Here is a 13050-nt window from a genome sequence, read left to right on the forward strand (position 1 = left end):
GCGCCGTCCGCCCACTGACCCTGGAGCACCTGATGACCACCACCACGCACGACGTCGACGCCGGCGACCCGCAACCGCTGTTAAAACGCGTCGCCAGCGCCTCCGCCATCGGCACGGCGGCGGAATACTATGACTTTTTCGCCTACGGCACCGCCGCGGTGCTGTTTTTCGGCCAGCTGTTCTTCCCCAGCGCCGATCCGCTGGTCGGCACGCTGGCGGCCTTCGCCACCTACGCGGTCGGCTTTCTGGCGCGTCCGCTGGGCGGCATTGTCTTCGGCCATATCGGCGATAAGGTCGGCCGTAAAAAGGCGCTGGTGATCACCATTCTGATCGTCGGCCTCGGCACCTTCTGCATCGGCCTGCTGCCCACCTACGACAAGATCGGCATCTGGGCGCCGATCGCCCTGATCCTGATCCGCGTGCTGCAGGGCTTCGGCGTCGGCGGTGAACAGGCCGGCGCGGTGCTGATGACCGCCGAATACGCCCCGCCCCGGCGGCGCGGCTTCTACGCCAGCTGGGTGCAGATCGGCGCGCCGGCCGGCTTTTTGCTGCCCTCCGCCCTGTTCGCCCTGCTGACCGCCCTGCTGTCGCCGGCGCAGATGCTGGCGTGGGGCTGGCGCGTCCCGTTTCTGCTCAGCCTGCTGCTGGTGATCGTCGGGCTGTTTATCCGCCTGAAGATCGACGAATCACCGGTGTTCGCCCAGATCCGCGCCACCAAGGCGGTGGAGAGCCGGCCGGTGGTGGAAGTGGCGCGCGCCTATCCGGGCCTGATCGGCAAGGGCGTATGCGCCAAACTGATCGAAGCCTGCGCGTTCGCCATGTTCACGGTGATCGTGCTGGCCTACGGCAAGGCCAACCAGCTGAGCGAAAGCATTCTGCTGGAGACGATGATCGTCGCGGTGGTGCTGGAGATTTTCGCCATCCCGCTGATGGGGCACCTGTCCGACCGGCTGGGGCGCAAACCGGTCTACATCGCTGGCGCGCTGCTGCAGGTGGTGTGCATCGTGCCGTTCTTTATGCTGCTTAACGTCGATAACTTCTGGCTGACCCAGTTGGCGATGATCGTGGTGCTGACCCTCGGCCACAGCATGTGCTATGCCCCGCAGGCGTCGTACTTCCCGGAGCTGTTTCCGACCCGCGTGCGCTGCAGCGGCATCGCGCTGATCTGGCAGATTGGCTCGCTGATCGGCAGCGGCATTCTCGGCCTGCTGGCGGTAAAAATCCTGCAGATGACCGGCGGCCACTATTACGGCCTGGCGGGCTATATGATGGTGCTGGGCGTGATCTCCGCCGTCGGCCTGTGGCTGATGCCGGAAACCGCCCCGCGGCGGCGACAGCAGGAGTATCAGGACTGGCACCACTGATCGCCCCTCCGGCGGGCGGATTTATCCCCCCGCCGTTGCACAATAATCTGCTAGTATGGTGGCATGTGAATCATTGCAGATAACCGATCGCACCATGTCTGAAAACTACAGCCTTACCAACACCTTGCCGGTGAATCAGCAAATCTACCGCTTCCTGCGGCAGGATATCGTCGACTGCACCATTGCGCCGGGCACGCTGCTGTCGGAAAAGGAGATTTCCAGCCGTTTCAGCGTGTCGCGCCAGCCGGTGCGCGAGGCCTTTATCAAACTGGCCGAGGCGGGACTGGTGCAGATACTGCCGCAGCGCGGCACCTTTGTGATGAAAATTTCCGCCAAACGCGTCGCGGACGGGCGCTTTATCCGTCAGGCGGTGGAGTGCGCCATCGTGCGCCGCGCCGCCGCCGGCATTACGCCGCCGCAGCTGGCGCTGCTGGAGCATAATCTGCAGCGTCAGGCGCTGGCGGCCAACGGCGGACAGACGCGGGAGTTCCTGCTGCTGGACGATGAGTTCCACCGCCTGCTGACGCAGATCGCCAACTGTCCGCTGGCCTGGGAAACCATTGAAACCATCAAGGCCACCATGGATCGGGTGCGTTTTCTCAGCCTGAGCGAAGTGTCGCCGCCGGAAACGCTGATCCAGCAGCACTACCGCATTTTCGACGCGCTGAAGGCGCACGATCCGGACGCCGCCGAACGCGCCGTCCATGACCATCTGCAGGAGATGATTTACTCCATCACGCCGATCGCCCTGCAAAACAGCAGCTGGTTCGAGGTCGAATAATTCCGGGGGCGCACGCCCCCCGCCGCGTGAGCCGCGTAAATGGCATTTCCTCTCAATCGCATCTATTGTTTCTCCCTGACGATACAAGTTCAGTAGTATCGTTCTTACAGTTTCAATCACCGCTTTTCGCGACGCCGGTGACCATCAGCACGACTTTCCGGCCCAGGGATTAGCTTTAACGGGAGTTCACCATGACTGATATTGCGCAGTTGTTAGGTAAGGAAGCGGAAGACCTGTTGCAACACCGCTGTACCACCATCCCCGCAGAGAATCTGTACCTGCCCGGCGGCGACTTCGTCGACCGGGTGATGATCGATAATAACCGCCCCAACAGCGTGCTGCGTTCGATGCAGACCCTGTTCAACCACGGCCGGCTGGCCGGTACCGGCTATCTGTCCATTCTGCCAGTGGACCAGGGCATTGAGCACTCGGCCGGCGCCTCGTTCGCCGCCAACCCGCTCTATTTCGACCCGAAAAACATCGTCGAATTGGCGATCGAAGCCGGCTGCAACTGCGTCGCCTCCACCTACGGCGTGCTGGCGGCGGTATCGCGCCGCTATGCGCACAAGATTCCGTTCCTGGTCAAACTGAACCACAACGAAACCCTCAGCTACCCGACCCAGTACGACCAGACGCTGTACGCCAGCGTTGAACAGGCGTTCGAGATGGGCGCGGTGGCGGTCGGCGCCACCATCTATTTCGGCTCCGAGCAGTCGCGCCGCCAGATTGAGGAGATCTCCGCCGCCTTTGAGCGCGCGCACGAACTGGGCATGGTCACCGTACTGTGGGCCTATCTGCGCAATCCGGCGTTCAAGAAAGACGGCGTCGACTACCACTCCAGCGCCGATCTGACCGGCCAGGCCAACCATATCGCCGCCACCATCGGCGCCGATATCGTCAAACAGAAGATGGCGGAAAATAACGGCGGCTACCGCGCCGTCAACTTCGGCTATACCGACGACCGGGTATACGACCAGCTGACCAGCGACCACCCGATCGATCTGGTGCGCTATCAGCTGGCCAACTGCTATATGGGCCGCGCCGGTCTGATTAACTCCGGCGGCGCCGCCGGAGAAAATGACCTGCAGGAATCGGTGCGCACCGCGGTGATCAACAAACGCGCCGGCGGCATGGGGCTGATTCTGGGACGTAAGGCCTTTAAGAAATCGATGAAAGACGGCGTGGCGCTGATTAACGCCGTGCAGGATACCTATCTCGACGACAGCGTCACCATCGCCTGACGCCGCCGCACAAGCCGGGCAGCACCGCCCGGCTTCATTCTCTCCGCCTCCCGCCGCCATGCGGCAAACTGTGATCCGTTTAAAAAAAATCGGCGTATCGCGTGTTTCCTCCGGCAAACCACACTATATTTCCGCCTTGATTCATTCAGCAGGAGAAACTGATGGATAACGCGAGCACCCTGCTCACCTTCGCCCGTGAAACGCTGGAGATTGAACTGGCCGAAGCGAAGCGCCTGCTGGCCCGGCTGGACGACAACTTTGTCCGCGCCTGCGAACTGCTGCTGAACTGCCGCGGCAAGGCGGTGATTTCCGGCATCGGCAAATCCGGCCATATCGGCAAGAAAATCGCCGCCTCGCTGGCCAGCACCGGGACGCCCGCCTTCTTTCTGCATCCGGCGGAAGCGCTGCACGGCGATCTCGGCATGATCGGCCCGAACGACGTGATGATCTTTATTTCCTACTCCGGCCGCGCCAAAGAGCTGGATCTGATCCTGCCGCTGCTGGCCGAAAGCCGGATCCCGGTGATCGCCATTACCGGCGGCAAGGCCTCGCCGCTGGCGCAGGCCGCCGCCTGCGTGCTGGATATCAGCGTCGAACGTGAAGCCTGCCCGATGGGGCTGGCGCCGACCTCCAGCGCGGTCAACACCCTGATGATCGGCGACGCATTGGCGATGGCGCTGATGCGCCAGCGCGGCTTCAACGCCGAAGACTTCGCCCGCTCACACCCGGGCGGCAGCCTCGGCGCGCGCCTGCTCAACCGCGTACACCATCTGATGCGCACCGGCGACCGGCTGCCGAAGGTACGGGAAAGCGCCGACGTGATGGCGGCAATGCTGGAACTGAGCCGCACCGGGCTGGGACTGGTGGCGGTGTGCGACGAACAGCAGAAGGTGGTGGGCGTCTTCACCGACGGCGATCTGCGCCGCTGGCTGGTACAGGGGAACAAGCTGGAGGATCCGCTAAGCCCGGCGATTACCCGTCCCGGCTATCGCCTGCCGGAACAGTGGCGCGCGGGAGAAGCGCTGGAAGCGCTGCACGAACAGCATATCAGCGCCGCGCCGGTGGTGAATGTCGAGGGGGAGCTGGTCGGCGCGCTGAACCTGCACGACCTGCATCAGGCCGGCATCGGCTGACCATCAGGGGACGGGCGCGCCCGTCCCTGCAAATTACGCTTACTGCCAGTCCGGGCTGTTTTCAAACTGCTGGCGCAGCAGCGCCTGCATATTGCTGTCCGGCTTGCCGAGCCACTGGTATTTGGCGTACTTTTTCGGGTGCGCCACCGCTTCCGGCCGATCTTCCACTTCAACCCGCACGCCCCAGGCCTGCGACTTGTCCGCCTTGAAGGCGACGATCAAAAAGTTATTGCCGCAGTCATGAGGCTTGCAGATATTGCCCACCTGATACTGCTGCCCCTGCCAGCTGACCGTTTCCGCCGGCGTCGAAGTGCCGCTGCCTTTACGCGCCCAGCCCGGCAGCCGCGCCTGCCCTTTTACCATTTGCTGCCAGCTGCTCTGGTAACCCGGCTGCTGAACCAGATCCGCCGTGGTCACCACCTGCTGGGCAAAGCTGCCGGCGCTGACGGCCAGCAGTGCGCCCAACAGCGTATAACGAAGTTTATGCATTCCTGTCATGGTCATTCTCCCTTCGAGAATCAATAAAGGCGTGGATCTCTTCAGACCACAGCAACGCGAAAAAGTTGGCTCACCACCAGGCATGAAAATGGTGCACCGGGCCGATGCCCTGGCCGACCTCCAGGCTGTCCGCCTGCTGCAGCGCGCGCTGCAGATAATCCTTCGCCGCCGCCACCGTCTGCGGCCAGTCGTCATAACGTGGACGCAGGGCGGCCAGCGCCGCAGACAGGGTGCAGCCGGTGCCGTGCGTATGGCGCGTGGCAATGCGCGGCGCGCTGAAACGCTGCTCCGCACCGCGGCTGAACAGCCAGTCCGGGCTTTCGTCTTCACTGAGATGGCCGCCCTTCATCAGCACCGCCTGGCAGCCCATCGCCAGCAGCGCCCTTCCCTGTTCGCGCATCTGCTGCTCATTGTCCGCCGGCGGGCAATCCAGCAGCGCCGCCGCCTCCGGCAGGTTGGGCGTGATCAGCGACACCTGCGGCAGCAGCTCACGCCGGATCGACGCCACCGCCTCCGGCGCCAGCAGCGGATCGCCGCTTTTCGCCAGCATCACCGTATCCAGCACCACAAACGGCGGCTGATAATGCCGCAAGCGCTCGGCGACCGCCTGTACAATGTCAGCATTGGCCAGCATGCCGATTTTCACGCTGTCGATGCGCACGTCGCTCAACACGGAATCCAGCTGCGCGGCAACAAACGCCGGCTCAATCTGATACACCGACTGCACGCCGCGCGTGTTCTGCGCCACCAGCGCGGTGATCACGCTGGTGCCGTAGGCGCCGAGCGCCGAGAACGCTTTCAGATCCGCCTGAATGCCGGCGCCGCCGCTCGGGTCGGTGCCGGCAATGGTCAATGCGTTAATACGCTTCATCATCACGCTTCCCCCTGCCAGTGGTACAGCGCGTCGAGAAACGCAGGAGTAAAACTGCCCGGTCCGCCGGCCTGCCTGCTGGCCACCGCGCCGCAGTGCGCCATTACCCGGCAGGCGGCGGCGACGTGATCCAGCCGCTCGCCCGGCAGGCTGCAAAATGCCGTCACCACTGCCGATAATGCGCAGCCGGTGCCCACCACCCGCGTCATCAGCGGATCGCCGCCGCTGACCGCCCAACTGCGCCGGCCGTCGGTGATATAGTCGGTCGCGCCGGTAACCGCCACAACCGCGCCGCTGCGCTGCGCCAGCTGCTGCGCCGCCGGCAGCGCGACCAGGGAGTCCGCCGTGCTGTCGACGCCGCGCCCCGAAGCCTGCAGCCCGCTCAGCGCCATGATTTCCGACGCGTTGCCGCGGATCGCCGCCGGCCGCAGCGCCAGCAGCCGGTGGGCAAACTCGGTGCGAAAGGTCAGCCCGCCGACCGCCACCGGGTCCAGTACCCAGGGCGTCGCGGCCTGATTAGCGGCTTCCACCGCCGCCAGCATTGACTCCGCGCGGGCGGCGGTCAGGGTGCCGATATTGATCAACACGCCATCGGCCAGACGGCTGAACTGCGCCGCTTCGGACGGTTCAACCACCATCGCCGGCGACGCGCCCAGCGCCAGCAAGACGTTGGCCGTCAGCGTTTGCACCACGTCGTTGGTCAGGCAGTGAATCAGCGGGGAATGTTGTTTGAGCAGCTGTAAGCTGGCCGCGGCCGTTGCGCCGGGCAATTCATCAGGTCGAGCGATCATAGTTCTCCCAACCGGCGTTAAGAAGGCGGGCGCCGGTCAGGACGCCAAGACTTCCCTACGCTGGTATTATCCAGATCAGGTAATACGGGTATTTCTCAGCCTTCACGCGTCGTGAAGGGCACCCCGAGTCTCCGCAGCACATCCCACAGGGATAGCGACTGCGCCCACATCATACTCCGCCCCACTCGGGATTCAAATCTTTCAACGGCATGTCGATGACGCTGGCAGAACGCTCTGCGCCGGGTAATCTTGCAATAATCTCGATAATAATATTTTTAACATCACTTAAATAAATATAATTGTGATGAATTTAGGATAAAGTCGGAGGGCTTATTTTCAGCTGACAAGAATTTTCCTTAAAACCAACAAAACGCTGTAAACAGTATTTATAAGATTAAAAAAGAGGGTAATATTAAATAACACCTTGGCTGTTCTCGCCAAGGTGTCACCGTTGTATTTATACACACAATCTTTTATTTTCAATAAAAAAGGAATTTATCATGAGAGAATTATCTAACGTTGAAGTTGAAGCGGTTTCCGGCGGCATTTTCGGTGGTATTATCGGCAATATCATCAACGCCGGCGTTGATACCCTGACCGGTATCGCAGGCAACATCGTCGGCAATATCGCCAACTCTATCGGCACCACCATTGGCCTGGGCATGGGCTTCCTGGACAAACTCGTCAACGCTTTCCGTCCGAACCGTCCTACTCAGCCTGCGCCGGACGCGCCAAGCGCAGCCGCTCGCCGCTAATTACTCACAGCCTGACGCGGATGGCGCTCAGTCGCCGTAATAACCAACAAGGATAACTAAGAGTTATGCAAAAATTAGCGCAAGGCAAAGCAATGAGCGTTATTGGCGGCGCTTGGGGATGTAAAGTCAGCCATAACGTATCGCCATCATCCTCAGGGTTGGTTTGCTACCGGACCGTAGGTTGCGTTGACAAATTCGGCAACGTCACCTCCTCCAGCAAGCCCGTAGAGCTGAATGAATGTGCGTCTGCCATTACCAAGCCGTAATTATCCCAGCCCTTTTTATCTACCTCATTTAATGTTTAAGGACAAACCATGAGAGAATTATCTAACGTTGAAGTCAATGAAGTATCAGGTGGTATCGCCGGTCTCGACGGTATCTTCGGCGGTCTCCTGGGTGGTGTTGTTGGTTCTCTCACCCAGGGCGCCGAATCCATCCTCGGCAGCATCACCAATGCGGCCAGAGGCGTAGGCAAGATCTTCACCGACGGCGTATTTAACCTTGTCCGTGGTTTCTGGGAAGGTCGTTACACCAAGTAACGTCGCCAATATCAACCGGGCCGGCAGCACCATGCTCACCGCCCGGTAACGCGTCTTATTTTAAGAGCAAATAGTTATATTTGCTCTTTTTTCTATCTCTCGCCAACGGCATGATATTCCGACATACTCAGGTGTCGACGCTGCTCGATTTCCGCGCGTCCGCCACCGAGGGAGCATGATGCAAATACGGCCATACCAACAATCCGATCGTCCCTTTCTGCGCCGCATATATTTGGCAGCACGTAAAACCGCCTTTCACTGGCGGGATACCCGCCATTACCAACCGAAAGATTTTGATCGCGCCACGCTGGGGGAAGAGATTTGGGTGGCTGAAGAGCACGGTATACCGCTGGGCTTTGTTTCCATTCACCGGGCGGAGGATTTCATCCACAACCTGTTTGTGGATCCGACCCAGCAAACGCGCGGCGTCGGCAGCGCCCTGCTCAAACAGGCGGAATCCACCTTCCGCGGCATCGGCGCGTTAAAATGCCTGATCCGTAACGAACCTGCCCTGCTGTTTTACCGGCGGCACGGCTGGCATATTGTCAGCCAGGGAGGAGAAGGCGACGACGCCTATTATCTGCTGCACAGCGCCGCCAGCTAGTCGGCCCGGCCCGCAAAATCTTCGCCATGAGGGAACCCTCTCCGCGCAGTGGTTACTCACTATGATAGCAATGATGAAACGTTGGCGGAGCGAACGGAGGGCAATTTATGGTCGGGTTAAATCCTGCGCTGCTTGGCGCGGCGGTAAAAGGCATCAGTCAAAGTTTGCACCACCAGCGCCATGGCTTCGCCGGCCTGTCCCAAATGGCGGGACGCGCGCACGACCAGCTGCTAAGCGCGCACTCTCAGGCAATGATGCGACAATTTACTCAGCCAAGCCCGCTGCGCCATGCATTCTCAGCCAAACTCGGCGACGCAACGCATAAGTTCCGCCCCGGTGAACTGCCGGACATGTTTCTCTCCGCCGTCAAACAGGGCAATAACGCGCTGCGCGCATTGCACCATACGGTAACCCACGGCCTGCAGGAGGCCTACGCCCACAGCGCCACCTTCCGCGCGGCGTTTAACCACGCCTATCGCGACGAGGTCAGATTCGGCGGCCATGCCCCTCACTGGCAGATCAATCCACAGGCTGCCACCACCACGCCGGCGCATCAGCCCTCCGCCAAGACGCTGGGACTGAAGCTGCTGCTTGAGGTGCTCAACGGCAACCCGCCCGGCTACGCCAGCGAACAGGGGCAACAGCCGTTGAGCAAGCGACGCGCCCTGCTCCACGCGCTGCTAGAAGGGCTGACCGGACTGCCGCAGCATGAAAGCCTGCATGGCAAACCCCATCCGCGCGGGCCGCTGATCGAACTGCTGAATATTGTGGTGGATGAGATAGTGCGTCAGCTCGGCACGCAGGACCCCGCCTGCGTCAGCCACCCGGCGCCTGCTGGCGACGCTGAGCCGCAACGGCCGACGGACGCCAAAACAACGCCGCCGTCTGCCGATACAACGACGGCCGCTGCGCAGGAGGACGCTTCCCCGACGGCGTCCCCGGCCAAAACAGCGCCAGCGTCTCTAAGCCGCCCGACGGCAGATGCGCCGTCAGCACAGCGTCTGCAATCCTTTTCCCCCCAACCAGCCGCTGCCGCAGCAAACAGCGCCGCGTCCCACGCCTCACGGCCGGCAATCACCGAAGATAACGAGCCGGTAGAAGAACTGACGCGGCCGGACCCGGCGGCTGGCGCCGCACGGGAAGCGTTTGGCCGCAAGGTGTTCGACGGGCTGATGCGGGAAGGCGGGGTCGCCTACCCGCACGACGCCGCCAGCGCTACCAGAATGGGCCAGACCTTCCAGCGCAATATGGCGCCGCTGTTCAAACACGTAACGGGGCAGGAAAAAAGCGCCGCGGAGCTGCTGCATAAACTCCATGCGGAAGACAAAAAAACCGCAACCTTCCGCTTCGACCCGGCATTTCCGGGCGGCCTGCTGGCCGCCATGCAGGAAAAACGCGGCGATGCCAAAGCGGCCTGCCGCTTCTACCTGGTCATGGCGCAGGCGGCAGGCTTTAAGGCGCAGACCCACGCCTTCCCCGTCGCCGGCAATCTCAGCGTGCCCTCGGCCGGCCAGCCTGGCGAACATCATCGTCTGACCGAACACGCGGTGTTAAAAATCAGCGATGAGCACGGCAACAGCAGCTATTTCGATCCGTTGCTGGGCCGCGCGGTTAACCCGTTTCGCAGCGACAGCATGGAAAACTACCTGAACACCGCCACCCTCACCAACGACGAAACCGCCCATATTCGCGCGCGCCATCCGCAGGAAACCGCCGTGTATGGCCGCGGCATTATGGATGCGCTGATGAGAGCGGGCATCAGCACCTTCCCTGAACCGGGGCTGGAGGCCAAACAGCAGGAGGCGGGCCAGCACATCCAGCGGGCATTCGCCCCGTTGTTCAAACATACCCACGGCAAAGAGAGCACCCTGAGCCTGCTGCAAAAATTAGCGGACGAAAATAAACGCAGCCAGGCCGTCCGCTTCAACCCGGCTGAAAGCCAGCGCGATATTTATGATATTGCTCTCGAACAGCAGGCCGACGCGGCCTCCATCAGCAAACTGTTTCAGACGCTGGCAAACAGCGCCGGCCACCATCAGGTTGAGCTGCATACCATTGATACGCCGCTGTCCATCGCCATGGGCGACAGCCCGGACATTCCCGGCGTGAAGCCAAATGCCAGATTCGAACTGCAAAACCATACCGTGTTAAAACTCAGCGATCCGCAGGGTAATACGCTGTTTTTCGACCCGGTTCTGGCGCGCCGGGTCAACCCCGACGATACCCGCAGCCTGGCGGACTATCTGCGGGTATAAACGCGACCGAGCAGCCGCCTTCAGAGCGCCCGCAGCGTCATCTCTACGCCCAGCACGATCAGGCAGAGCAGAAAACAGCGGCGGAACAGCAGCGGTGAGATCACCCGGCGCAGCTTCTGCCCGGCAAACAGCCCCACCAGCGCCGGCAGCACCGCCAGCGTTGACGCCCCCAGCGAACCGGCCTGGAAGGCGCCGTGCCACCATAGCCCCGCCGCCAGCGCCAGCGTCGAGCAGGTAAAAGAGATGCCCAGCGCCTGCACCAGTTCATCTTTTTCCAGCCCCAACGCCTGCAGCCAGGGCACCGCCGGCATAACAAAAACTCCGGTGCCGCCGGTCAGCATGCCGGTGGCCAGCCCGACAACCGGCGAAAAGTATTTCTCCCCGCGGGCGGAGACGGCGTAAATGCGTCCTGACAGGGTCCATAAGCCGTAAATAATCAGAGCCACGCCTAACGCCAGCTGCGTGCGGCTGCTGTTGCCTGCTGCGATCCAGCCACTGGTACAGAGCGTGGCCAGCGTCACCATCAACAGCATCGGCCACAGCCGGCGCAGCAGCGCCGCCGTATTGCCGCCGCCTGCCAGCTGAAAGATATTCGTCACCAATGAGGGCAGCAGCAGCATGCCCGCTGCGGCGACCGGCGAGATCAGCGCGCCCAGCAGCCCCATCGCCACGGTCGGCAGCCCCATGCCGGTCACGCCTTTCACCAGCCCGGCCAGCAGGAAAACCGCGCCGCTCAGCAGCAGCGTGGCGCTATCAAAGTCAGTCATGATGTCGCTCCCCGGCGATAAGGGGAAATAACGCTGCGGACGCGGTGGTGTTGATGCTAATGGCAAACATAACGGGCTCCTTTTTCCTTGGGATAAACATCCTGGCTCAAAGAACCCGGCCATACTTCGCTGCCAGCCGAAGTATGGCTGATAACGCGTGCGACAAGCCGATTTTTAGTGGAAACTGCAAGCAAAGCGCGTGCGCACCGGAGACACGCCGACAATCAACCAGGAAAGGTAACCTTATGCAGACAGCGAGCACATTGCCGCTCAAGGACCAACAGCGCAATATCCTGCGCCTGGCAACGGCTCAGGCGCTGGCCGGCGCGAACTCGGTGGTGTTTTACGCCACCGGCGCGATTGTCGGCAACGCGATTGCGCCGAACGCTTCCCTAGCCACCTTCCCCATCACCATGTTCGTGCTGGGGATGGCGGCCTGTATCCTGCCGTTTGGCGTGCTGGCGCGCAAATATGGCCGCAAGGCGGCCTTTATGGCCGGTACCGGCGCCGGGATGGTCACCGGCCTGGCCGCCGCGCTGGCGGTCGTTATCGGCTCATTCGCCCTGTTCTGCCTCGCCGCCTTTTTAGGGGGTGCCTACGCCGCGGTGGCGCTGTCATTCCGCTTCGCCGCGACGGACGGCGTGGATAAAGCGCGGCGCGCGCGGGCGCTGTCGCTGGTGATGGGCGGCGGCGTCGCGGCCGGCGTTATCGGCCCGATGCTGGTCACCGGCACCATGGATCTCTGGCCGCCCCACACCTTTGCCATCACCTACGTTGCGCAAGCGCTGGTCGCTGCGCTCTCCGCCTGGGTGCTGACGGGCGTCAAAACCACCGAGCCGGTTGCCGCTGCCAAAAGCGGCGGCCGCCCGCTGCGGGAAATTGTGCGCCAGCCCGGCTTTCTGCGCACGGTATTCAGCGGCGCCGTCACCTATATGATCATGAATTTCCTGATGACGGCCGCGCCGCTCTCAATGCATATGCACGGCATCTCTCAGCAGGCGGCTAATCTGGGCATTCAATGGCACGTTATCGCCATGTTCGGCCCCGGTTTTTTTACCGGCCGGCTGATTAACCGCTTCGGGGCGATGCCCGTGGCCGCCGCGGGGCTGCTGATGACCGGGCTGTCCGTGGTCGTCGGGCTGAGCGGCACCGAGATTGCCCATTACTGGCTTTCCCTGATCCTGCTGGGTATCGGCTGGAACTTCGGCTTTACCGGCGCGTCGACAAAGATCATTGATTTCCACCGCCCGGAAGAGAAAACCCAGGTGCAGTCGCTTAATGATTTCGTGGTGTTCGGCGTGATGATCGTCGGCTCCTTCTCCTCCGGCGCGCTGCTGAATCTGTTCGGCTGGAATGCGGTATTGTGGGGATCGCTGTTCCCCGTCGCGCTGGCGCTGCTCACGTTGCTCCCCGGCAGGCAGAAAGCCGTAGCGCGTGAGTAAGAGCTGACA

General features: G+C 61.9%; 13 protein-coding genes and 1 riboswitch. Of the genes, 9 read left to right on the forward strand and 4 right to left on the reverse strand.

Annotated elements, in window-relative coordinates; translation table 11 throughout:
- Positions 1-32: 32 nt before the first annotated feature.
- From I6G83_RS00715 to gutQ, 4 genes are all read left to right on the forward strand, one after another.
- Positions 33-1364 carry an MFS transporter gene (locus I6G83_RS00715; RefSeq protein ID WP_054305307.1) on the forward strand — a complete coding sequence of 444 codons (1332 nt, stop codon included), beginning with the start codon at positions 33-35 and terminating at the stop codon, positions 1362-1364.
- Positions 1365-1458: 94 nt separating this feature from the next.
- On the forward strand, positions 1459-2145 hold the full coding sequence (locus tag I6G83_RS00720) for a GntR family transcriptional regulator (RefSeq protein ID WP_054305324.1): 687 nt from the start codon (positions 1459-1461) through the stop codon (positions 2143-2145).
- 191 nt (positions 2146-2336) lie between these two features.
- On the forward strand, positions 2337-3386 hold the full coding sequence (gene fbaB / locus I6G83_RS00725) for a class I fructose-bisphosphate aldolase (RefSeq protein WP_054305306.1): 1050 nt from the start codon (positions 2337-2339) through the stop codon (positions 3384-3386).
- A gap of 161 nt (positions 3387-3547) precedes the next feature.
- A complete protein-coding gene (gene gutQ / locus I6G83_RS00730) occupies positions 3548-4519 on the forward strand; it encodes an arabinose-5-phosphate isomerase GutQ (RefSeq protein WP_054305305.1) in 972 nt (323 codons plus the stop codon).
- Between the two features lie 39 nt (positions 4520-4558).
- Here the strand turns inward: gutQ and I6G83_RS00735 are convergent, their stop codons facing one another.
- The 3 genes from I6G83_RS00735 to thiM form a co-directional block, all read right to left on the reverse strand.
- Positions 4559-5017, reverse strand: a complete 459-nt coding sequence (locus I6G83_RS00735; protein WP_054305304.1) for an inhibitor of vertebrate lysozyme family protein — start codon at positions 5015-5017, stop codon at positions 4559-4561.
- Between the two features lie 70 nt (positions 5018-5087).
- Positions 5088-5888, reverse strand: a complete 801-nt coding sequence (gene thiD, locus I6G83_RS00740; protein ID WP_054305323.1) for a bifunctional hydroxymethylpyrimidine kinase/phosphomethylpyrimidine kinase — start codon at positions 5886-5888, stop codon at positions 5088-5090.
- Positions 5889-5890: 2 nt separating this feature from the next.
- Positions 5891-6679: a hydroxyethylthiazole kinase gene (gene thiM, locus I6G83_RS00745; RefSeq protein ID WP_054305303.1), complete on the reverse strand. Its 789-nt coding sequence runs from the start codon at positions 6677-6679 to the stop codon at positions 5891-5893.
- A 35-nt stretch (positions 6680-6714) separates the two neighbouring features.
- A riboswitch (TPP riboswitch) is annotated at positions 6715-6815 on the reverse strand.
- A gap of 364 nt (positions 6816-7179) precedes the next feature.
- Here thiM and I6G83_RS00750 point away from each other — a divergent pair.
- The 4 genes from I6G83_RS00750 (at position 7180) to I6G83_RS00770 (ending at position 10832) form a co-directional block, all read left to right on the forward strand.
- On the forward strand, positions 7180-7434 hold the full coding sequence (locus I6G83_RS00750) for a hypothetical protein (protein ID WP_054305302.1): 255 nt from the start codon (positions 7180-7182) through the stop codon (positions 7432-7434).
- Positions 7435-7748: 314 nt separating this feature from the next.
- Positions 7749-7973, forward strand: a complete 225-nt coding sequence (locus I6G83_RS00760; protein WP_126531702.1) for a hypothetical protein — start codon at positions 7749-7751, stop codon at positions 7971-7973.
- 178 nt (positions 7974-8151) lie between these two features.
- Positions 8152-8577 (forward strand): GNAT family N-acetyltransferase, encoded by a 426-nt coding sequence (locus I6G83_RS00765; protein ID WP_054305322.1) that lies wholly within the window; start codon positions 8152-8154, stop codon positions 8575-8577.
- Between the two features lie 107 nt (positions 8578-8684).
- Positions 8685-10832 (forward strand): PipA/GogA/GtgA family type III secretion system effector, encoded by a 2148-nt coding sequence (locus tag I6G83_RS00770; RefSeq protein WP_054305300.1) that lies wholly within the window; start codon positions 8685-8687, stop codon positions 10830-10832.
- A 20-nt stretch (positions 10833-10852) separates the two neighbouring features.
- Here the strand turns inward: I6G83_RS00770 and I6G83_RS00775 are convergent, their stop codons facing one another.
- Positions 10853-11599, reverse strand: a complete 747-nt coding sequence (locus I6G83_RS00775) for a sulfite exporter TauE/SafE family protein (protein ID WP_054305299.1) — start codon at positions 11597-11599, stop codon at positions 10853-10855.
- Between the two features lie 245 nt (positions 11600-11844).
- Between I6G83_RS00775 and I6G83_RS00780 the strand changes: the two genes are divergently transcribed.
- Positions 11845-13041, forward strand: coding sequence for an MFS transporter (locus I6G83_RS00780; protein WP_054305298.1), 1197 nt, complete (start codon positions 11845-11847; stop codon positions 13039-13041).
- Positions 13042-13050: the final 9 nt, after the last annotated feature.

This window comes from Serratia rubidaea (assembly GCF_016026735.1).
GTDB classification, from domain to species: domain Bacteria; phylum Pseudomonadota; class Gammaproteobacteria; order Enterobacterales; family Enterobacteriaceae; genus Serratia_B; species Serratia_B rubidaea.